This window comes from Candidatus Burkholderia verschuerenii, from assembly GCF_001189365.1.
Classification (GTDB): Bacteria; Pseudomonadota; Gammaproteobacteria; order Burkholderiales; family Burkholderiaceae; genus Caballeronia; species Caballeronia verschuerenii.
The window spans coordinates 1-20,793 of record NZ_LFJJ01000043.1; the positions used below are offsets into that span (position 1 = coordinate 1).

Annotated in this window: 18 protein-coding genes and 1 pseudogene; 12 read left to right on the plus strand and 7 right to left on the minus strand. The window is 61.9% G+C overall.

What is annotated here, in order from left to right; all coding sequences use genetic code 11:
* Window positions 1-85: 85 nt before the first annotated feature.
* From BVER_RS30025 to BVER_RS30030, 4 genes are read right to left on the minus strand one after another with little or no spacing between them, the layout of a single operon-like run.
* Window positions 86-928, minus strand: a complete 843-nt coding sequence (locus tag BVER_RS30025) for a tyrosine-type recombinase/integrase (protein ID WP_157055996.1) — start codon at window positions 926-928, stop codon at window positions 86-88.
* The gene (locus BVER_RS33600) at window positions 925-1,215 is read right to left on the minus strand and encodes a site-specific integrase (RefSeq protein WP_232316479.1); all 291 of its coding nucleotides are present in this window, start codon (window positions 1,213-1,215) and stop codon (window positions 925-927) included. Before BVER_RS33600 ends, BVER_RS30025 begins: the two co-directional genes overlap by 4 nt.
* Window positions 1,200-1,898 carry a tyrosine-type recombinase/integrase gene (locus BVER_RS10510; protein WP_232316480.1) on the minus strand — a complete coding sequence of 233 codons (699 nt, stop codon included), beginning with the start codon at window positions 1,896-1,898 and terminating at the stop codon, window positions 1,200-1,202. The genes BVER_RS33600 and BVER_RS10510 overlap by 16 nt, the downstream gene beginning before the upstream one ends.
* Entirely contained in the window at window positions 1,879-3,111 is a 1,233-nt protein-coding gene (locus tag BVER_RS30030; protein ID WP_198155215.1) for a tyrosine-type recombinase/integrase, read from the minus strand. Before BVER_RS30030 ends, BVER_RS10510 begins: the two co-directional genes overlap by 20 nt.
* Before the next feature lie 137 nt (window positions 3,112-3,248).
* On the opposite strand from BVER_RS30030, the pseudogene BVER_RS10525 reads away from it, so the two are divergent.
* Window positions 3,249-3,485 (plus strand): annotated as a pseudogene (locus BVER_RS10525) (hypothetical protein); the annotation flags it as partial.
* 232 nt (window positions 3,486-3,717) lie between these two features.
* Window positions 3,718-5,610, plus strand: a complete 1,893-nt coding sequence (locus BVER_RS10530) for a potassium transporter Kup (protein ID WP_050453263.1) — start codon at window positions 3,718-3,720, stop codon at window positions 5,608-5,610.
* A 65-nt stretch (window positions 5,611-5,675) separates the two neighbouring features.
* Here BVER_RS10530 and BVER_RS10535 read toward each other — a convergent pair whose 3' ends face one another.
* The gene (locus BVER_RS10535) at window positions 5,676-8,015 is read right to left on the minus strand and encodes a Tex family protein (RefSeq protein ID WP_050453264.1); all 2,340 of its coding nucleotides are present in this window, start codon (window positions 8,013-8,015) and stop codon (window positions 5,676-5,678) included.
* A gap of 292 nt (window positions 8,016-8,307) precedes the next feature.
* Between BVER_RS10535 and BVER_RS10540 the strand changes: the two genes are divergently transcribed.
* From BVER_RS10540 to yoaA, 3 genes are all read left to right on the plus strand, one after another.
* Window positions 8,308-9,060, plus strand: a complete 753-nt coding sequence (locus BVER_RS10540; RefSeq protein ID WP_050453265.1) for a hypothetical protein — start codon at window positions 8,308-8,310, stop codon at window positions 9,058-9,060.
* 81 nt (window positions 9,061-9,141) lie between these two features.
* On the plus strand, window positions 9,142-9,357 hold the full coding sequence (locus BVER_RS10545; RefSeq protein WP_050453266.1) for an HP1242/YdcH family protein: 216 nt from the start codon (window positions 9,142-9,144) through the stop codon (window positions 9,355-9,357).
* 94 nt (window positions 9,358-9,451) lie between these two features.
* Window positions 9,452-11,689, plus strand: coding sequence for a DNA repair helicase YoaA (gene yoaA, locus BVER_RS10550; RefSeq protein ID WP_050453267.1), 2,238 nt, complete (start codon window positions 9,452-9,454; stop codon window positions 11,687-11,689).
* A gap of 195 nt (window positions 11,690-11,884) precedes the next feature.
* On the opposite strand, the gene BVER_RS10555 is transcribed toward yoaA, so the two are convergent.
* A complete protein-coding gene (locus tag BVER_RS10555) occupies window positions 11,885-12,718 on the minus strand; it encodes an outer membrane protein assembly factor BamD (RefSeq protein WP_050453268.1) in 834 nt (277 codons plus the stop codon).
* Between the two features lie 213 nt (window positions 12,719-12,931).
* On the opposite strand from BVER_RS10555, the gene BVER_RS10560 reads away from it, so the two are divergent.
* From BVER_RS10560 to BVER_RS10590, 7 genes are all read left to right on the plus strand, one after another.
* Window positions 12,932-14,092: an RluA family pseudouridine synthase gene (locus tag BVER_RS10560; protein ID WP_083452128.1), complete on the plus strand. Its 1,161-nt coding sequence runs from the start codon at window positions 12,932-12,934 to the stop codon at window positions 14,090-14,092.
* A complete protein-coding gene (gene pgeF, locus BVER_RS10565) occupies window positions 14,089-14,949 on the plus strand; it encodes a peptidoglycan editing factor PgeF (RefSeq protein ID WP_050453270.1) in 861 nt (286 codons plus the stop codon). Before BVER_RS10560 ends, pgeF begins: the two co-directional genes overlap by 4 nt.
* Window positions 14,950-15,268: 319 nt before the next feature.
* Window positions 15,269-17,302 carry a class I poly(R)-hydroxyalkanoic acid synthase gene (phaC, locus tag BVER_RS10570; protein ID WP_050453271.1) on the plus strand — a complete coding sequence of 678 codons (2,034 nt, stop codon included), beginning with the start codon at window positions 15,269-15,271 and terminating at the stop codon, window positions 17,300-17,302.
* 120 nt (window positions 17,303-17,422) lie between these two features.
* Window positions 17,423-18,604: an acetyl-CoA C-acetyltransferase gene (locus BVER_RS10575; protein WP_050453272.1), complete on the plus strand. Its 1,182-nt coding sequence runs from the start codon at window positions 17,423-17,425 to the stop codon at window positions 18,602-18,604.
* 106 nt (window positions 18,605-18,710) lie between these two features.
* Window positions 18,711-19,454, plus strand: coding sequence for an acetoacetyl-CoA reductase (phbB, locus tag BVER_RS10580; RefSeq protein ID WP_050453273.1), 744 nt, complete (start codon window positions 18,711-18,713; stop codon window positions 19,452-19,454).
* Between the two features lie 124 nt (window positions 19,455-19,578).
* A complete protein-coding gene (locus BVER_RS10585) occupies window positions 19,579-19,797 on the plus strand; it encodes a hypothetical protein (protein ID WP_050453274.1) in 219 nt (72 codons plus the stop codon).
* A 171-nt stretch (window positions 19,798-19,968) separates the two neighbouring features.
* Complete coding sequence (locus BVER_RS10590; protein ID WP_050453275.1) at window positions 19,969-20,304, plus strand: hypothetical protein; 336 nt, start codon at window positions 19,969-19,971, stop codon at window positions 20,302-20,304.
* 28 nt (window positions 20,305-20,332) lie between these two features.
* Here BVER_RS10590 and BVER_RS10595 read toward each other — a convergent pair whose 3' ends face one another.
* Window positions 20,333-20,629, minus strand: coding sequence for a DUF4148 domain-containing protein (locus BVER_RS10595; protein WP_050453276.1), 297 nt, complete (start codon window positions 20,627-20,629; stop codon window positions 20,333-20,335).
* Between the last annotated feature and the right edge of the window lie 164 nt (window positions 20,630-20,793).

Genomic DNA, 20,793 nt, shown 5'->3' on the forward strand with positions numbered 1-20,793 from the left:
AGTCTGTAGGGTGCCCGAATTATGTCGGGCGACGGGCTGAGCACTTCCGCTATCCGAGTTGCAATCTTCGAACGATCAAGGACACTCAATCAAGTTCACCCGACATAATCAGGAAGGGTAGATAGTGTCGAAGGCAATGGGGATGGGGTCGTCTTGCCGCGTCGTGCGATCCTTGGCCGCTGTGTTCGGGCAAGTATTTGTGCAAGAGGTAGCGAACACCGAATCGCGTAAGCGGTTCACCACGACGGTTTCGAAACACAGATTGATCCGACTGATCCGGATTATCGGCATTGCACACCAGGTGGTGCAGTAGTTGCGCTGTGCTTTCCCAGATTGGACACAAGCGCACCTTGTTGCCCTTACCCGTGAACCGTACCTGATGGGGAGGATCAAATCGGATATCTCGCGCCTTCAGATCCAGGATCTCCTGTACCCGTGCGCCAGTATTGAGCATCGTCGCGAACAACGCGTAATCGCGTCGACCGCTTCCTGTGGTGCGATCTATTGCGGCAAGCAGCGCTTCGACCTCATCCGCTTCAAGATAATCGATCGGTACGCGTCGCGCGCCACGTTTGAATGGGATATTGAGGGTGCCCTGAAAGATCAGCATATGCTCGGGATCGTGTCCGCAGAGGAAGCGGGCGAACGTATGCAGTGCCGCCAACCGTATATTCCGGGTGGTAACAGTGTTCTTGCGCTCCGCTTCCAGATGAGCCAGGAATCGAATCACGTGGTCAGCCGTGAAGTCGTTCAATTGCAGTCGATCTATCTTCCGGCCACTGTTCTCTGTAAGGTACCGCAAGAACAACATCAGGCTATCTCGATAGCTGCGGATCGTATGAAGGCTCAGCCCTCGTTGCGCTGGAAGGTAGTCTTGAAAGAACCGGAATACGGCCTGCGCAAGGTCCGTTGGAAGTTGGCGTTTCATAGCGAATCTCCTTCTACGAGATAACCAAATCGTTCTTCGAAGCGCTCGCTTGCCAGCCGGCGAAGCGTTGGAACCCATTTCAGGTAATACGCCGACGACTCGATGGACGCGTGTCCCATATACAGCGCTAGCATCGGCAGCTTCGATTGCACGTCGGCCCGTTGCCGATACCACCGAATCAGCGCCTGAAGGGCGAAGCTGTGGCGCAGGTCGTGTACGCGCGGACGTCGGCCGTATTCGTCGCGAACTCCGGCGGCATCAAACAGGTTCATCAGCGCGGCCTGCATGCCTGCATGCCTGGATGACTGTATGGATGAAGGGCTCCTCGATAGCAATTACACAAGAGCGACGTATCGGCTTTGGCGCTGGCCAGAGCACGACGTCTATCCAGATAGGCTCGCAATTCTGCCGCTGCGCTCTCTGACAGCGGGATGAGCCGGGACCTGCCGAATTTCGACTCACGGATGCGCAGTACACGACCGCTGTCCTCGACATCGGATAACCTGAGTCGCAGCAGCTCGCCCAGGCGCAGTCCGCACGTGTAGAGCAGTACAACAGCGAGTCGCGTGCCCGGACCACGCAACGGAGAGCTTCCCGTCGACGAGAGTCCTGTGGCCACAATGAGCATTCGACTGATCTGTTCGGGTTCAACGATCACAGGCGTAACGTATGGCCGCCTCTTGGCAAATCTTTCGGCTCGCGGTACAAAGGCAGCGGGATCACTACGCCGCCGATAAAGGCAGAAGTTGTAGACGATCTGCTGCCACTTGCGCCGCGTGTTTGCGTGCCGATCCCTGATGCTGCTGTTCCAGTGCTCATATGCAATTGCATCGAGGTCGCCACCGCCGTCTTCGACAATCTGTTGCTGGATATGCTGCAAAATCCAGGACTCCTGCCGGAAATGCAGACCAAGCGAAATCTTATGTTCGAGGTAACACTCGACCGCTTGCTCAAGATTCAAGGCGTACATGGCGATCTCCTGATCCCGATCGTTGGTGGGGAACGGGCAACGGAACGTCTCTCAACGCGTTCATATACAAGCGGAGGTAAATAGCCGTGCTCACCAAGCTCTGGTGGCCCATCAGGTCACCAATAGTCTTGATGTTCACACCGCCCTCGAACAGCCGCATTGCAAAAGAATGACGCAGGCAATAGGAAGAGGCATCTTCGATTGGAAGGCCACTGCGCCGTGCTCGAAACTTGAACGCCGCACTTACCGCCGAGTTCGTCATTGGCCGATTCGGCGCCGTGGCTGTCAGAAATAGTGCTCGACAAGGGCTGATCCGTCGACCTTCCGCAAGATAGCGGCGGAGCAGATCAATCGTTTCATTTGCCAGCGGCAAGGTAAGCCAGCTTCGCGTCTTGTACTGCTCGACACGAAGCGTCCTTGCAGCCCAGTCGATCGAATCTGTCATCAATCGCGTCGTCTCACCTGTTCTCAGACCATATTGGGCCATGAGGTGGAAGAGCATGAAGTCGCGCCAACCGCATCGGCTACGCCGGTCGATCGAGGCGAGAAATTGCTGAATGAGATCCGACGTGAGTGCCCGTGGCGGCTGATCACGTCGAAATGCGCGAGGAAGGTCGATAGATTGAATCGGCCGTGGAAGTATGCCTCGCTCCGAGCAGTAGTCCAGAAAGACGCGGATCTGAGCCAAGACGTAATGAAGGGTATGGCGGCTTACGGAACGTGACCGTCGACGGACATAACGTTCTATGTCGTCGACGTTGATCGAATCTATTGATGGTCTATTGGCGAGCGCAGCGTTCAGGAACGAATGAACTTCGTCGACATATTGCGAAACCGTATGTGGGTGCAACCCCCGAACCTCTTTGAGATGATCGGCGAACTGCGCAATTAGTACCGCTCTCGGGTTCTCCGCTGGCGTCGGTAAAAGTCTATCGACGGAAAGGAGGAAATCATGAAAAGCATGCCTGGCGTGATGATATTCGCGAGGCTGCCGGCGATTGCGGAACGCGCGGTCGAGTTGTGGATCAGTCCATTGACTATCAGGCACAAGACCGAACGTATCCAGCGAGCGCATGGCACGAAAAACCAGTCGCTGTGCGTAGCGTGGCCCGTACCCATGGCTTATCAACCATCGCGCGAACTCGTCGAGTTCGGCGGCATGTGAGGAACGTGTGTATCTCGCGTGGACACGCACAAAGAGTTCTTCAAGCATGACGATCACCTCTCGAAATGGATGAGGGATCTCAACGCTAGCGCGAACTGAAAAGTTATGTGCAGATGTTGCGCGAGAAATGCCAGAGCGACGCGGGGCCTGTTGAGCTGGTCCACATAAGCGACATCGCCACATAAGTGCAGGAGCATCTGAAGGAACGTTATCCGGCGATCACGGCCGTGCGTTCCGCCGTGCTCTGGTACAAGGGCTGCTCGAAAGTCACGCCCGATTACCACGTGCAGTTTCTCGAAACGAACCCGTGGATTCATCAGCCGTTCGAGGAATGGGACACGGTGCGCCCGCACAACCTCGGTGCGTGGATCAAGCGCGGCTTGCAAAACGCGCGGATAAAATTTCACAAAATATCGCCGTGACGCACGCGACAAACGCCGTTTCGCTTTCGGGTGCAACGGCGTTTTGTTTTGGCGGCTTCCGTCACGTTCGATGCAGCGCGCAAACGCATTCGGGGCACGATGCTAAACTCTGCTTCACGTGTGTTGTCGCGCGGCAGCAACAGGCGGTTTGTAAGCGGCAGGTCATGTTTGCGCGCGGCGTTAGATAGAATGGCGTTCGTTTCTTTCCGCTCTGGACGGATATCTCGCTTTTATGACTAACTCGACTCACGCGCACGAGCGCAAACACTCTTTGCCCTCGCTTGCGGTTGCAGCCATCGGCGTCGTTTTCGGCGACATCGGCACGAGTCCACTTTACTCATTGAAGGAAGCGTTCAGCCCGACCCACGGCATCGCGCTTTCCGAACAATCGATTCTCGGCGTCATCTCCCTGCTGTTCTGGGCCATCGTCATGGTGGTCGCGGTCAAATACGTGCTGTTCGTCATGCGCGCTGACAACAACGGCGAAGGCGGCGTATTCGCGATGATGACGCTCGCGCTACGCAGCGTCGGCAGTCCCGGCAAGCTCTCCGGCATGCTGATGATGCTCGGCATCTTCGGCGCCTGCATGTTCTACGGCGATGCAGTGATCACGCCCGCGATGTCGGTGATCTCGGCGGTGGAAGGTCTGGAACTCGCCGCGCCGACGCTTTCGCCGTACGTCATTCCCATCACCATCGTCATTCTGATTCTGCTGTTCTACATTCAGCGGCACGGCACGGCCGTGGTCGGCAAGCTGTTCGGGCCGATCATGCTGATCTGGTTCATCACGCTCGCCGTGTTGGGCGCGTATCACATCGCTATCGCGCCGGGCGTGCTGGTGGCGCTCAATCCGTACTACGCCATCAGCTTCATGGCCGATCACGTTTTGCAGGCGTATATCGTGCTCGGTTCGGTCGTGCTGGTGCTGACCGGCGCGGAGGCGTTGTACGCCGACATGGGCCACTTCGGCGCGAAGCCTATTCGCGTCGGCTGGTACGGTCTGGTGATGCCGTCGCTGCTGCTGAACTACTTCGGCCAGGGCGCGTTGCTGATGCACTCGCCGAAGGCCATCGAAAACCCGTTCTTTCTGCTCGCGCCCGACTGGGCCTTGCTGCCGCTCGTCATTCTGTCGACCATCGCGACGGTGATCGCGTCGCAGGCGGTTATCTCCGGCGCGTATTCGCTGACGAGTCAGGCCATCCAGCTCGGCTATGTGCCGCGCATGAAGATCCTGCACACTTCCGAACTGGCGATCGGACAGATCTATATTCCGCTCGTCAACTGGATGCTGCTGTTCATCATTCTGTGCATTGTGATCGGCTTCAAGAGTTCGGAGAATCTCGCCGCCGCATACGGCCTCGCCGTGACCGCGACGATGCTCGTCACGACCATCCTGGTCTCCGTGGTGATGGTGAATCTGTGGGGCTGGAACCGCTGGCTCGTCGGCGGGATGATCACGGTGTTTCTGGTGATCGACATCGGCTTTTTCGGCGCGAGTCTGCTGAAGATCGAGCAGGGCGGCTGGTTGCCGCTGTGTATCGGCGGGGCGCTGTTCTTCCTGCTGATGACCTGGTACAAGGGCCGCATGATCGTCAAGGAACGTACGGCCGCCGACGGTATTCCGCTGATGCCGTTCCTGCAGGGGCTGCTTGCGCATCCGCCGCATCGCGTGTCGGGGACGGCGATCTATCTCACCGGCAGCGATTCGCTCGTGCCCGTGAGTCTGTTGCACAACCTCAAGCACAACAAGGTGCTGCACGAACGCACGATCTTCATGAACTTCCAGGTGCGCGACATTCCGTATGTCGACGATGCGCATCGCATGGAAATCAAGGATATCGGCGGCGGGCTGTTCCTCGTGAAGGCGGCCTACGGCTTCAACGAAACGCCGGACGTGAAGGCCGTGCTCGAACAGATCACGCGCACGCACGCGATGACCTTCGAGCTGATGGACACGTCGTTCTTCATGGCGCGCGAAACCGTGGTGCCGACGGAGTTGCCAGGCATGTCGGTGTGGCGCGAGCGCGTGTTCGCGTGGATGCATCAGAACGCCGCGAAGCCGACGGATTTCTTTAGCATTCCGGCGAATCGCGTGGTGGAGCTGGGGACGAAGATCGAGATTTGAGCGCGTTTTCTCGCCAGCGCGACAACAAAAAACCCCACGTTTTTGCGTGGGGTTTTTTCTTTGCCTTAGCGTTTGAGCTTCGCAAACGCTGCCGCCATCGCGCCAGCCGGTTCCTGCTCCCGACGCTGCTGCGGACGTCCGCCGCCCGCGCGACGATCCTGTCCGCCTCCGCGTTGCGATCCCGCGCCGCCGCCCGCGCCCGATGAAGCCGGAGCGAAGTCGTCGTCGAGACGCATGGTGAGCGCGATGCGCTGGCGCTTCACATCCACCTCCAGCACCTTTACCTTCACGACCTGACCCGCCTTCACGACTTCGTGCGGGTCCTTGATGAACTTGGTCGACATCGCCGAGACGTGGACGAGGCCGTCCTGATGCACGCCGATATCCACGAACGCACCGAACGCCGCGACGTTCGTCACGACGCCTTCGAGGATCATGCCCGGCACCAGATCGGACACCTTCTCGACGCCTTCCTTGAAGGTCGCGGTCTTGAACTCGGGACGCGGATCGCGGCCGGGTTTTTCGAGTTCGGCGAGAATGTCGCGCACGGTCGGCAGGCCGAAACGATCGTCGACGAATTCGGTCGGTGACAAGCCCGTGAGCGCTTCGCGCTTGCCGAGCACATCGCCGATATGCTTTTTGATCTTCGACAGAATGCGCTCGACCACCGGATACGCTTCCGGGTGCACCGACGAACGATCGAGCGAATTCTCGCCATTGTTGATGCGCAGAAAGCCCGCCGCCTGTTCGAAGGTTTTATCGCCGAGACGCGGCACCTTTTTCAGATGCTCGCGCGACGGGAACGGACCGTTGGCATCGCGAAAATCGACGATATTGCGTGCCAGCGTCGCGTTCAGTCCCGACACGCGCGCGAGCAGCGCAACCGACGCCGTGTTCGCATCGACGCCGACGGCATTCACGCAATCCTCGACGACCGCATCGAGCGAACGCGCCATTTCGCGCTGATTCACGTCATGCTGATACTGGCCGACGCCGATCGCCTTCGGCTCGATCTTGACGAGTTCGGCGAGCGGATCCTGCAAACGCCGCGCGATCGACACCGCGCCGCGCAGCGACACGTCTAGCTCCGGAAACTCCTTCGCCGCGAGTTCCGACGCCGAATACACCGACGCGCCCGCTTCCGACACGACGATCTTCTGCAGCTTCAATTCCGGATGCTTCGCGATCAGTTCGCTCGCCAGCTTGTCCGTCTCGCGCGATGCCGTGCCGTTGCCGATCGACACGAGTTCCGCCTGCGTCGCCTGCGCGATGCGCGCGAGCTTGGCGAGCGAGCCGTCCCAGTCGCGGCGCGGCTCGTGCGGATAAATCGTGTCGGTGGCGAGCAGCTTGCCGGTGCGATCCACGACCGCGACCTTCACGCCTGTGCGCAGACCCGGATCGAGACCAATCACGGCCTTCGGGCCGGCAGGCGCGGCGAGCAGCAAGTCCTTCAGATTGCGCGCGAACACACGAATGGCTTCGTGCTCGGCTTCTTCGCGCAGTTTCGTCAGCAGTTCCGTTTCGATATGCGGCTGCACCTTCACGCGCCAGCACCAGCGGCAGACGTCGGAGAGCCATTTGTCCGCCGCGCGCCCGCGATTGACGATGCCGACATGCCCCGCGATCATCGCTTCGCACGGGTGCGGAATCTGCGCGTCGAGTTCTTCGCCGAGACCGAGCTTCACGGACAGCACGCCCGCGTTACGGCCACGGAACAACGCCAGCGCGCGATGCGACGGCACCGTGCGGATCGTTTCGCTGTAATCGTAGTAGTCGCGGAATTTCTCGCCTTCCTCGTTCTGCTTGCCGTCGATCACGCTCGACATGACGAGCCCCTGATTGAACAGTTGCTCGCGCAGCTTGCCGAGGATCTCGGCCGTTTCGCCGAACTGCTCGGACAGGATGTCGCGCGCGCCGTCGAGCGCGGCCTTGGTATCCGCGACGCCTTTTTCCGCGTCGACGAATTTCGCGGCTTCGGCTTGCGGATCGAGTGTCGGATCGGCGAGCAGCGCCTGCGCGAGCGGTTCCAGCCCGGCTTCGCGCGCGATCTGCGCACGCGTGCGGCGCTTCGGCTTGTAAGGCAGATACAGGTCTTCGAGCACCTGTTTGCTGTCCGCGCCTTCGATGGCGCCGCGCAATTCGCCGGTGAGCTTGCCTTGCTCCTCGATGCTGGCCAGGATCGTGGCGCGGCGGTCTTCGAGTTCGCGCAGATAGAGCAGGCGTTCCTCGAGCGTGCGCAGTTGCGTATCGTCGAGATTGCCGGTCACTTCCTTGCGATAGCGGGCGATGAACGGCACGGTGGCGCCTTCGTCCAGAAGTCCGACGGCGGCGGCGACCTGGCGCGGTTGCACGGTGAGTTCGGTGGCGATGCGCTGTACGATCTTGAGTGCTACGGTATCCGTCATGGTTCTGCGCTGTCTGCTGGCTCGTCAAAAGCGTGCGCGCGGCATGGTCGTGATGCGTCGATCGTCGGGCATCGAGCAGGCGGCGCGGGCACTTGCGTTAAGCGGGCCGGGTTGCTGAAGCGGGGCATTTTGCCATAAATGCCGGAGCGCTCCGGCCGCGCGGTGATAGAATTTCGGCATCGAAGAGGCGCTTTCCATCCGTCTCACGCATCTGATCCTGATCACGTTGCCGTTCATCCATTTGCCCACATTCCGCCTTTCACGCGCAGGTTCGCGCTCAGGTTCGTGCGTCTTGCTCGCCGCCGCGTGCGCATTGACGTCGATCGCGCTCGCGCCCCATCTCGCGCTGGCGCAGACGCCGATCGACGCGACCACGGCCGTCAAGGCGCAGCCGCTCGATGCCGCATCGTCCGCGAGTGCCGACGACGCATTGCGTGCCGACTACGCGCGTCGCCAGAAAATTCTGGACCGGCGCACCGAGGAAAACGACTATAGCTACGGCGTGAAGGCGCACGACTGCTACAGCACGTTCTTCGTGAATCACTGCCTGAACAAGGCGCGCGACCAGATGCGCACGACGCGTCAGGAAATCCGCGCGGATCAGCTCGCGCTCGACGACGAGCAACGTGCCGAACGCGCCAGATCGCGCGATCAGCAAGCCGCGCTGAAACAGGCCCAGCTCGACGCAGACGCGCCGCAGCGCGCCGCCAGCGAGCAGGCGAACCAGCAGAGTTTCGACGAAAAGCAGCGCCGCAACGCGCTCGCCGCCGCCCAGCGTCAGGCCGATGCGCCGCAGCGCGCGGCCAATCAGGCGGCGTACGATCGCAAGCAGGCGGATTACCAGAAGCAACTCGACGACGCGCGCGCTCGCGGCGTGCAGGACGCGCAGGAGCGCGAGCAGAAGGCCGAGCGCTACGACCAGAAGCAGCGCGATGCCGCCACGCATCGCGCGGAAATCGAGGCGCGTCAGCAGGAAAAGGCGCAGCAAGCGCAGCAGGAACAGCAGCGCCAGGAGCAGTTGAAGCAACAGCAGCAGGACCAGTAGCATCGTCGCGACAGGCACGGTGGTTCGGGCGCGCCGCATCCCGCGTGCGCGCCGGGCGATGAAGGATCAAAGGAGGCGAGCATGCAGCAGCGCTTGAACGCACCCCGACAACCTGCCGTGGATGCAGCCACGATCCGCGATCGCATTGCGCAATTGCAGGAGGAGCATCACGGTATTGATGCCCTGATCGACAAGCTGACCGGCAGCGACGATCTGGAACTCAGACGCCTCAAAAAGCGCAAGGTCAAGGACACCATCCTGTTGCTGCAATTGCAACTGGATTCGGACACGCATTGAACCGCACGCAACGATTGCCGCGCGCTGGCTCCGGGCCGCCGACCGCCGGGCGGCGCGGACCATTGCCGCAAGACTCCGCAGGATCGATCCCGCTTTGAACTCACCCGCTGAACCCGCCAAGTCCGCCGAACAGGCCGGCACGTCACTCGCGCTGACCGACAAACGCCGCGTCGAACTCGACGCCATTTTCGCGGCCGATGGCCTGCTCGCGCGCGCCATCGACGGTTACCGGCCGCGCGCCTCGCAAATCGACATGTCGCGCGCCGTCGCCGCCGCGATGGAAGCGTCCGGGCGCGCCATGCCGGAACCGGCGATGTTCGAGGCGCAGCGGCGTCCCGCGCGCAAGCTCGGACCATCGGACAAGCCGTATGCGCCCGACGAACAGTCGAAGGACGAAGTCGGTATCGCCACGGCGAAGACGGCCGTCGACGGAGGCGAGAATACGCTGATCGTCGAGGCGGGCACCGGCACCGGCAAGACCTATGCCTATCTCGTGCCGGCCATGCTGTGGGGCGGCAAGGTCATCGTGTCGACCGGCACCAAGCATCTTCAGGATCAGCTTTTTCAGCGCGATATCCCGACCGTGCGCGACGCGCTTGCCGTGCCGGTATCGATCGCGATGTTGAAGGGCCGCGCGAATTACCTCTGTCACTACTATCTCGAACGCACCGCTGACAACGGCCGCCTGCCGACGCGTCAGGATGCCTCGCATCTGCAGGAGATCGTGCGTTTCGCGAAGATCACGCGTACCGGCGACAAGGCCGAACTGGCGAGCGTGCCGGAGAATTCGCCCGTCTGGCCGATGGTCACGTCCACGCGCGACAACTGTCTCGGCCAGGAATGCCCGCATTACAAAGAGTGTTTCGTGATGCAGGCGCGCAAGGAAGCGCAGCAGGCGGACATCGTCGTGGTGAATCACCATCTGTTTTTCGCCGATGTGATGCTGCGCGACACCGGCATGGCCGAACTGCTGCCGACCGCCAATTCGATCATCTTCGACGAGGCGCATCAGCTGCCCGAAACGGCGACGCTGTTTTTCGGCGAGACGCTTTCGACCACGCAACTGCTCGAACTCGCGCGCGATTCGGTCGCCGAAGGCCTGAGCCACGCGCGCGATGCCGCCGACTGGACCAAGCTTGGCGCGGCGCTCGAGCGCACCGCGCGCGATGTGCGGCTGGCGTTCAAGGAAGATTCGGCGCGTTTCTCGCTCGGCCAGTTGCCCGACAACCATCCGCTGTTCGACGCGCTCGACACGCTCGAAGCGCAACTGGACGCGCTGACCTCGGCGCTGGCCTCGCACGGCGAACGCGCGGAATCGTTGCAGGCGCTGGTGCGTCGCGCGCGCGAATTGCAGACGCAGCTGTCCGGCTGGACCACGCCGCCGACCGCGCTGGAACGGGCCGTCGTCGAGGACGAGGCGAGTGCCGCCGAAGCCGCGAAGGAAGAGCCGAATGAAATGGTGCGCTGGATCGAAGTGTTCTCGCACACGGTCCAGTTGCACGAAACGCCGTTGTCGGTCGCGCCGATCTTCGCGAAGCAGCGGGCGGGCGTGCCGCGCGCGTGGATTTTCACGTCGGCGACCCTGTCCGTGCGCGGCGACTTCACACATTACGCGGCGCAAATGGGCCTCAATGCGCGCCGTTCGATGACCTTGCCCAGCCCGTTCGATTACCCGACGCAAGGGCTTTTGTACGTGCCGCGCAATCTGCCGCAGCCGTCGTCGCCGCAATTCACCGACGCCGTGTTCGATGCCGCGCTGCCCGCGATCGAAGCGGCCGGCGGCGGCGTCTTCGTGCTGTGCACCACCTTGCGCGCGGTCGAACGCATTTCGACGCGCCTGCGCGATACCATCGACCGTCGCGGCTGGGACACGCCCTTGCTCGTGCAGGGCGATGCCAGCCGCACCGAGTTGCTCGATCGTTTCCGCGCATATGGCAACGCGATTCTGGTCGGGAGCCAAAGCTTCTGGGAAGGCGTCGATGTGCGCGGCGATGCGCTGTCGCTCGTCGTCATCGACAAGCTGCCGTTCGCGCCGCCCGACGATCCGGTGCTCGCCGCCCGGCTCGACGCGCTGACGAAGAAGGGCTTGAGCCCGTTCGCCGTGCATCAGCTGCCGCAGGCGGTCATCACGCTCAAACAGGGCGCGGGCCGATTGATTCGCGCGGAAACGGATCGCGGCGTGCTGATGATCTGCGACACGCGTCTCGTCGATAAACCGTACGGCCGGCGCATCTGGCAAAGCCTGCCGCCGTTCAAGCGCACGCGCGAACTCGACGTGGTGCGCGCGTTCTTCAGCGAATCGCCCGATGCGGCGATGCAAATGAGCGAGTAGTACGAAATATTGGTCGCAAAAGCAAAAGCAAAAGCAAAAGCAAAAGCAAAAGCAAAAGCAAAAGCAAAAGCAAAAGCAAAAGCAAAAGCAAAAGCAAAAGCAAAAGCAAAAGCAAAAGCAAAAGCAAAAGCAAAAGCAAAAGGGCTGGCGAGGACTCCAGCCGCTTTTTTCATCTCACGCGTCGCGCGACGATGCTTACCAGATCTGATACCACGGCTTTTCCGTCACCGCGCGGCGCTTGCCGGTGACGTACGGGTTGTCCGGGAACGTGGCGGCGAGCACGCGCTTGGTGTCGTCGGCCAGTTGCGGCTGATCGAGCTTCTGATACGACAGCATCATGATGTGCAGCGCGTTTTCGGTGGCCGGCGCATTCTTGTACTCGCGGATGGCGAGCTGCGCGCGGTTGATCGCCGCCACATACGCGCCACGACGATAGTAATAATCCGCCGCGTGCACTTCGTGCGAAGCCAGCGCGTTCACGATATAGCGCATGCGCTGCGCGGCATCCGGCGCGTACTTGCTTTGCGGATACTTGTCGACCACGACCTTGAACGCGTCATACGACTCGCGCAGCGACTTCGGATCGCGTTCGCTCATGTCCTGACCGGAGAAGCGGCCGAACAGACCGAGGTCGTCGTTGAAGTGGATCATGCCCTTCAGATAGTACGCGTACGAAATCTCGGGATGATCCGGGTGCAGCTTGATGAAGCGGTCGATGGCCTGATTGGCCGAGGCGGTTTCGCCGTCCTTCCAGTTGCAGTACGCGACGTTGATCTGCGCCTGCTGCGCGAAGTGGCCGAACGGATCGCGGCCTTCGAGTCCTTCGAAGTACTTCGCGCACTTGCCCCAGTCGCGGCCGTCGAGCGCGTCCTGAGCCTCCGTATATAATTTGTTGTTATTCCAGGTTGCCGTTTCATCGGTCTTCTCGGGCAGGCCATGACAGCCTGTCACGATGGCGACGCTTGCGGCCAGCGCCAGATACTTGATCGATTGCTGCATCGAGTGATGAATGGTGTTGAAGGCTCGCATCTGTGCTTGCTGTTCCTAGCTGATTCTGTGTCTAGCCGTGTTTCCGGCGCGGTATTGATCCGCGCGGCTTATTGGTCGGCAACGATTGGTCGGACGCGGTCAGCAACGAAGCGGCGCAGCGTTTCGCGCAATCGATGACCGAGTGTTGTCTGCTCCCGACTCGACCGGCCACGCGGGGCTTCCCCGCAGCTTTCTGGTTGCTTCACGTCCCAAATGACCCGCTCAAGTACTCGACGTACCAAAGATCAACTCAAAGATTATAGCCCAAGCGACTTACGCGACGACGCAGTCCCGGCCGACGCGAAGCCTGCCGACGAGCCGCCACGCATCGCACAGGTGCCGGACGAGCTTGCCGGCGAACGTCTGGACAAAGTGCTGGCGAAAGTTTTTTCCGAATTTTCACGCAGCCGTCTGCAAGGATGGATCGAGGAAGGCCGCGTGCTCGTCGACGGCGAACGCGCCAAGGTGCGTCAGCCGGTGCCGCTCGGCGCGACCATTTCGCTGGTGCCGGATCTGCTGCCCGAGCAACTCGCGTTCGCGCCGGAGCCGGAGCCGCTGCATATCGTCTACGAAGACGACGCGCTCGTCGTGATCAACAAGCCCGCCGGCATGGTGGTGCATCCGGCGGCGGGCAACTGGAGCGGCACGCTGCTCAACGGCCTGCTGCATCGTTACGGCGATGCGGCGGCGGGACTTCCGCGCGCGGGCATCGTGCATCGGCTGGACAAGGAAACGTCCGGTCTGATGGTCGTCGCGCGCACGCTCGAGGCGCAGACCGACCTCGTGCGCCAGTTGCAGGCGCGCACGGTCAAGCGCCGGTACGTCGCGTTCGTGTGGGGCAACATGCCGGACGACGGCACCATCGACGCGCCGATCGGCCGCGATCCGCGCGAGCGCACCCGCATGGCGGTGGTGAAGACCGCGTCGGGCAAGGCCGCGCGCACGCATTTCCGCACCATCGACCGGACGACGTGGCACGGCCAGCCGGTCAGCGCCATCCATTGCGATCTCGAAACCGGGCGCACGCATCAGATTCGCGTGCATTGCGCGCATATTCAGCATCCGCTGCTGGGCGATCCGGTGTATGGCCACGCGCGCGGCAAGCGCTCGATCAAGCCGTTGCCGAACGATTTCGCGCGGCAGGCGCTGCACGCGTGGCGGCTCGGGCTGATTCATCCGGAAACGGGCAAGGACGTGCACTGGCGCGCGGACGTGCCCGAGGATATCGCGGCGCTGTCGGCGGAACTCGGCTTTGGTCGCGACGATGACATCGACTTCGACGATGATGACGATTTCCCCGATGTCTACGAGATGAGTGAAGGCGAAGGCGACGAAGACTGGGACGACGAAGATGACGAGGACGACGAAGCATGACCGATGTTCGCGCTGAAGGCACGGCACCCGCCGCGTTGCAATCCGAAGACTGCCTATGGCCGCAATGGCGCGTATCGCCGCACGTGCGGGCATTCGTCACGACGCGCGCCGGCGGCGTGAGCGCCGCGCCTTACGACGGCGGCACGCCCGGCGCGGGCGGGCTCAATCTCGGCCTGTCGACGGGCGATATTCCTGACGCCGTGCACGAAAACCGCCGCCGCGCGATCGCCGCGACGGGCGCATCGGCGGCGGCGTGGCTGTCGCAGATTCATAGCGCGCAGGTCGAAGATGCCGCCGATGTCCTCGCGCGCCGCGCGCAAGGCGAAACCATCCGCGCCGACGCCAGCGTGACGGATCGGCCGGGCGTCGTCTGCGTGGCGATGGCGGCGGACTGTCTGCCGGTCCTTTTCTGCGACGACGATGGCTGCGCGGTCGGCGCGGCGCACGCGGGCTGGCGCGGACTCGCGGCGGGCATCGTCGAAAACACGGGCGAGCGCGTGGCGCGGCTCGCGGGCATTCCGGCGTCGGGACTGAACGCGTACCTCGGACCGGCGATCGGGCCGTCCGCGTTCGAAGTGGGCGAGGACGTGTTCGATGCCTTTACGTCGGCCGAGCCCGCCGCCCAACGCGATGCCACCGCCGCCGCGTTCAAGCCGACCGGCGCGACGGGAAAATACTTCGCCGATATCTACACGCTCGCACGCTTGCGGCTGGCATCGATCGGCGTGGAGGCATCGCGGATTCACGGCGGCACGCATTGCACCGTCACCGAGCAGACGCGTTTTTACTCGTATCGCCGCGATCGCGACACGGGACGGATGGCCGCATTCATCTGGCTTTCCGATAGCGCCCGATAAACATGACGATCGACATTAATCGGACGCTTTTCACGATTATTTCGCAATCTTCAAAAGCGCCGCCAAACACAATATTTCGCATGGGGGAAAACGATAATTAAAAAAATATCGCGCTGCGTCAAAATTGAGCGAAGCATTGACATGCTTGACGCCTAAGCGCAAGAATGTTCCTGGAATTCATTCAATCGGGCACGGCGTAGCAAGGGCAATTCTTGCCACGCGCGAGAGGGCGCACCAACACTTGCGCGCTGGTCGAAACAAGCCCGGCGATGCCTGCATCAGCAATCAGTCTTGCGAGACTCACAGGTCAATGGCGGGTATGGCTTCCAAAAATTCTGCTTCCTCTTCCCGCTCCCGTACCGCCGACAGTTCTTCGGCTCAAAGCGCTGCCGATAACTCAGGCGTACAGCAGGCGTTCGATCAATGGCTCAACGCGTGGCGCACGGTCGCCGATCCCGCGCAGTGGGCCAAGCTCGCGCAAACCCCGAATCTTCAGCCGAATGCCGCAGGTGATGCCGCCGCGTCGCCATTCGCGGCTTTCGCGAATATGCCGCATCCGTTCGCCGAAGCGTTCGCGAAGGGCATGCCCAACATGTTCCCGAACGGTTTGCCGAACGCGTTCCCTCAGATCGGCGCGATGCCGGATTTTTCGAAGATGAACGGCATGGCCGAATTCGCGAAACTCGCGAGCAGCATGCCGGGCTTCGGCGCGGCGATGCAGGGCCTGCCCACCTTGCCGAAAATTCCGACAGCAGCCATTCCGCCTGAAAAGCTGCATCAGCTGCAAAGCAATTATTCGCGCGATGCCGCCGAGTTGCTTCGTCAGGCCGGTTCGCAGCAGATCGAGCCGACCGCGCTCAAGGATCGCCGCTTTGCGGATACCTCGTGGCAGACCACGCCCGCGTATGCGTTCACGGCTGCGTGGTATCTGCTGAACGCGCGCTATCTGCAGGAACTCGCCGACGCGATTCAAAGCGATACCAAGACGCGCGAACGCATCCGCTTCACGGTGCAGCAGTGGGCGGCGGCCGCGGCGCCGAGCAACTTCTTCGCGCTCAATCCCGATGCTCAGAAAACGCTGATCGAAAGCAAGGGCGAAAGTCTGCGTCAGGGCATGATGAATCTGCTCGCCGACATGCAGCGCGGCAAGATTTCGCAGTCGGACGAATCGCGCTTTGTGGTGGGCAAGAATATCGCGACGACGGAAGGCTCGGTCGTGTTCGAAAACCCGCTCGTGCAACTGATCCAGTACAAGCCGCTCGCGCCCAAGGTCTACGCTCGGCCGCTGCTGATCGTGCCGCCGTGCATCAACAAATTCTACATTCTCGATCTGTCGCCGGAAGGCTCGCTGGTGCGGTATGCGCTCGAGCAAGGGCATCAGGTGTACATCCTGTCGTGGCGCAACGCGGATCAGTCGATCGCCGACAAGAGCTGGGACGACTTCGTGCAGGAAGGCGTGCTGGATACCATCGATGTCGTGAAACAGATCAGCGGCGCGGAGCAGATCAATACGCTGGGCTTTTGCGTCGGCGGGACGATTCTCGCGACGGCGCTGGCCGTGGCGAAGGCGCGCGGCGAAGAGCCGGCCGCATCGATGACGCTGCTCACCTCGATGCTCGACTTCAGCGACACCGGCGTGCTCGACGTCTTCGTCGACGAGGCGCATGTGCAGATGCGCGAGCAGACCATCGGCGGCAAGAATGGCGCGCCGGCCGGACTGATGCGCGGCGTCGAGTTCGCCAATACGTTCTCGTATCTGCGGCCGAACGATCTGGTGTGGAACTACGTCGTCGACAACTATCTCAAAGGCCGTACGCCGCAAGCGTTCGACCTGCTGTTCTGGAACAGCGATTCGACCAATTTGCCCGGCCCGATGTGCGTCTGGTATCTGCGCAACACGTACCTCGAAAACAAGCTCAGGGAACCGAACGCGCTGACGGTGTGCGGCCAGAAGGTCGATCTGTCGAGCCTCACGCTGCCGACGTTTATTTACGGCTCGCGCGAGGATCACATCGTGCCGTGGAAGTCGGCGTTCGCGTCCGCGCCGCTGTTGAGCGGCCCGCAGAAGTTCGTGCTCGGCGCATCGGGGCATATCGCGGGCGTGATCAATCCGCCGTCAAAGAACAAGCGTAGCTTCTGGATTCTCGATAGCGACGCGGACCGTCTGCCCGAGGATGCCGATGCGTGGTTCGATGCCGCCACCGAGCATCCGGGAAGCTGGTGGCCTACGTGGTCGGAGTGGCTCGCGGCGAACGCGGGCGAGCAGGGCAAGCCGAATGCGGCGCAGGGTTCGAAGGCTCATCCCGTGATCGAGCCGGCCCCTGGCCGCTATGTGCTGGAACGCGACGTCTGATTCATACGCGGCGACGCACGTCCGGCGCAGGCCGAGTCTCGGGTCGAATCTCAGGCAGAAGGCGCAGCGCATCGGGGCGGACGGAAATCTCATTAACATTCGATGCCAGAGGAACTGAAAATGACTGACGTAGTGATCGTATCGGCCGCGCGGACCGCGGTCGGCAAGTTCGGCGGCTCGCTCGCGAAGATCGCGGCTCCGGATCTGGGCGCAACGGTAATCAAGGCGCTGCTGGAGCGCTCGGGCGTGAAGCCGGATCAGGTGAGCGAAGTCATTCTGGGTCAGGTATTGACGGCGGGTTCGGGACAGAACCCGGCGCGTCAGTCGGTCATCAAGGCCGGTTTGCCGGACATGGTGCCGGGCATGACCATCAATAAAGTGTGCGGCTCGGGCCTGAAGGCCGTGATGCTCGCGGCCAACGCAATCATCGCGGGCGATGCGGACATCGTGATCGCGGGCGGTCAGGAAAACATGAGCGCGGCGCCCCACGTGCTGCCCGGATCGCGGGATGGCTTCCGCATGGGCGACGCGAAGTTGATCGACTCGATGATCGTCGACGGCCTGTGGGACGTATACAACCAGTACCACATGGGCACGACCGCCGAAAACGTCGCGCGCGAATTCAACATCTCGCGCGAAGATCAGGACAAGTTCGCGGCGCTGTCGCAGAACAAGGCGGAAGCCGCGCAAAAGGCCGGCCGTTTCGACGACGAAATCGTGCCGGTCTCGATCCCGCAACGCAAGGGCGATCCGCTGCTGTTCAACACGGACGAGTTCGTGCGTCACGGCGTGACGGCGGAAGCATTGTCGAGCCTCAAGCCCGCTTTCTCGAAGGAAGGCACGGTGACGGCGGCGAACGCATCGGGCATCAACGATGGCGCGGCGGCGGTCGTCGTGATGTCGGCGAAGAAGGCCGAGGCGCTCGGACTCACGCCGCTCGCGCGCATCAAGGCGTACGCGAACGCGGGCGTCGATCCGAAGATCATGGGCATGGGTCCGGTGTCGGCATCGAAGCGCTGTCTCGAACGCGCGGGCTGGAGCGTCAACGATCTCGATCTGATGGAGATCAACGAAGCGTTCGCGGCGCAAGCGCTCGCGGTCCATAAACAAATGGGCTGGGATCAGTCGAAGATCAACGTGAACGGCGGCGCGATCGCGATCGGCCATCCGATCGGCGCATCGGGCGGCCGGATTCTCGTGACGCTGCTGCACGAAATGCAGAAGCGCGACGCGAAGAAGGGCCTGGCGTCGCTGTGTATCGGCGGCGGCATGGGCGTGGCGCTGGCGGTCGAGCGTCCGTAAGAGAGTTTCCATTCCCGGCGCGGCGCTCGAATAACAAGCGTCCAACGCATCATGCCGCGCCGGGATCGTTTCAAGCAGTGTTCAACCTGAGAGAGAGGGCATTAGGATGTCTAAGCGAATCGCATTGGTGACCGGCGGCATGGGCGGCCTCGGTGAAGCCATCAGCATCAAGCTGCACGACGCGGGATTTGCCGTGGTCGTGACTCATTCGCCGAACAACACGGGCGTGTCGGAATGGCTCGCCAATATGGACCGGCAGGGCCGCAACTTCCGCGCGTACGGCGTGGACGTGGCGGACTACGATTCCGCGCAGCACTGCATCGCACGCGTGCAGCGCGAAGTCGGTCCGGTCGACATCCTCGTCAATAACGCCGGCATTACGCAGGACACCACCTTCAGAAAGATGAGCAAGGTGAATTGGGATGCCGTTCTGCGCACCAACCTCGACTCCATCTTCAATATGACCAAGCCGGTCTGCGAGGAGATGGTGACGCGCGGCTGGGGTCGCATCATCAACATTTCGTCGGTGAACGGCTCGAAAGGGCAGGTCGGGCAGACGAATTACGCCGCCGCGAAGGCCGGCATGCACGGCTTCACCAAGTCGCTCGCGCTGGAGGTGGCGAAGAAGGGCGTGACGGTCAACACGATCTCGCCGGGCTATCTCGCGACCAAGATGGTCACCGCGATTCCGCAGGAAATCCTCGACACCAAGATCCTGCCGCAGATTCCGGCCGGCCGTCTCGGCAAGCCCGAGGAAGTCGCGGCGCTCGTCGCGTTCCTGTGCTCGGACGACGCAGGTTTCGTGACCGGATCGAATATCGCGATCAACGGCGGCCAGCATATGCACTGACGCAGCGGCGCGTTTCGCAAGGGCGCGTCGCGCGGTTATGTCGCCGTGCAAGTCACATTCAACCTAAAAGAAAACGACACTGGCCATGCATCAAACCGTCACTCAACGCGGTTGCCTGACGCCCATGAATAATTTCAGCGTAGTCGCACGCTCGTACAACGTGAGTCATCTGGATACGGCTATCGCGCATCTCGAACAGGTGCTGAATCTCGAAGGCGCGAATTCGCTGTTTTCCAAGACGTATTGGCACGGCCGCGTGCTCGAGGCGCTCTCGACTCCCGGCATCGCGACGTCGCAGCACACGCGGTTGCAGCGCCTGCTCGATCGCATCGCGCATGCCTGATTCTGCCGACGGGAACGCTGTCGCCCATCGCCTGTCCATCCGGGATGGGGCGCGTCTTCACGCGTCTTGTCGAAGAGATGGCGGCGATGGTTTCGTCTGATCCGTGAGTTCTGAAAGAATTCGCGGGCGCTTGTACCATTCGGGCCGTATCTCAAAATAACGGTTCCCAGAATGGCTTCAATCCTCCGATCATCCGACTTTTTGCGGACTGCGTTCGGCGCGCTCGCGCTTTCGCTCGTGCTTACGGCATGCGGCACGACCAGCGACGTCACCGCCGGCACGCAGCCGAATACGTTCAAGGTCACCGGCAAGGCGACCGGCACGCGCATGTCGTGGGTTACGGCGCGCAGCAAGGCGATGGACGCCGCCAACGATTACTGCAAGCAGCGCTCGCAACGCGTCGCGATCCAGACGGAAGCGATCAGCGGCGTGCGCTCGCTCGAAGAACAGACGTCGACCATCGCGTTCCGCTGCGTGCCGGAAACGACCAACGCGGCGACCAACTAAGAAACTAAACGCCGCCGCATCGTCGGCGTTACTGGCTCGCGCCCGCGCCGATGCCGGCCTTCTTCTGCGCGTTCTGCACATCTTGCGGATACGTCGTGTCATCGCGCTTGGCGGGGTTGTAGCCCGCGTCCTGAAGCTTCTTCAATTCCGCATTCTTCTTGTCGCGCGCCTGCTTGCGCGCGGCCTTCTTCTGTGCCTTGGTGGCGGGGGCCTGCGTCGCGTCGATGGTCGAGCTGTCCTGTGCGAACGATGCCGGCGCGATCGACACGCCGAACGCGGCCACGATCAACGAAACGGCGAGCTTGCTGGCGAGTCGGGTGTTCATGTTGCCTCCACGGCAGGTTGAAATATCGAACGGACGTGCCGCCTTTCAAAATGGCGACGACGCGAGCGCGCAGTGCGCGAATCGCAGGAAACGCGCCTGGGCTGCGACGAATTCGTCTGACCGGGTATGATTCGCAGCGGCTGAAACACAAAATCACAAATCGC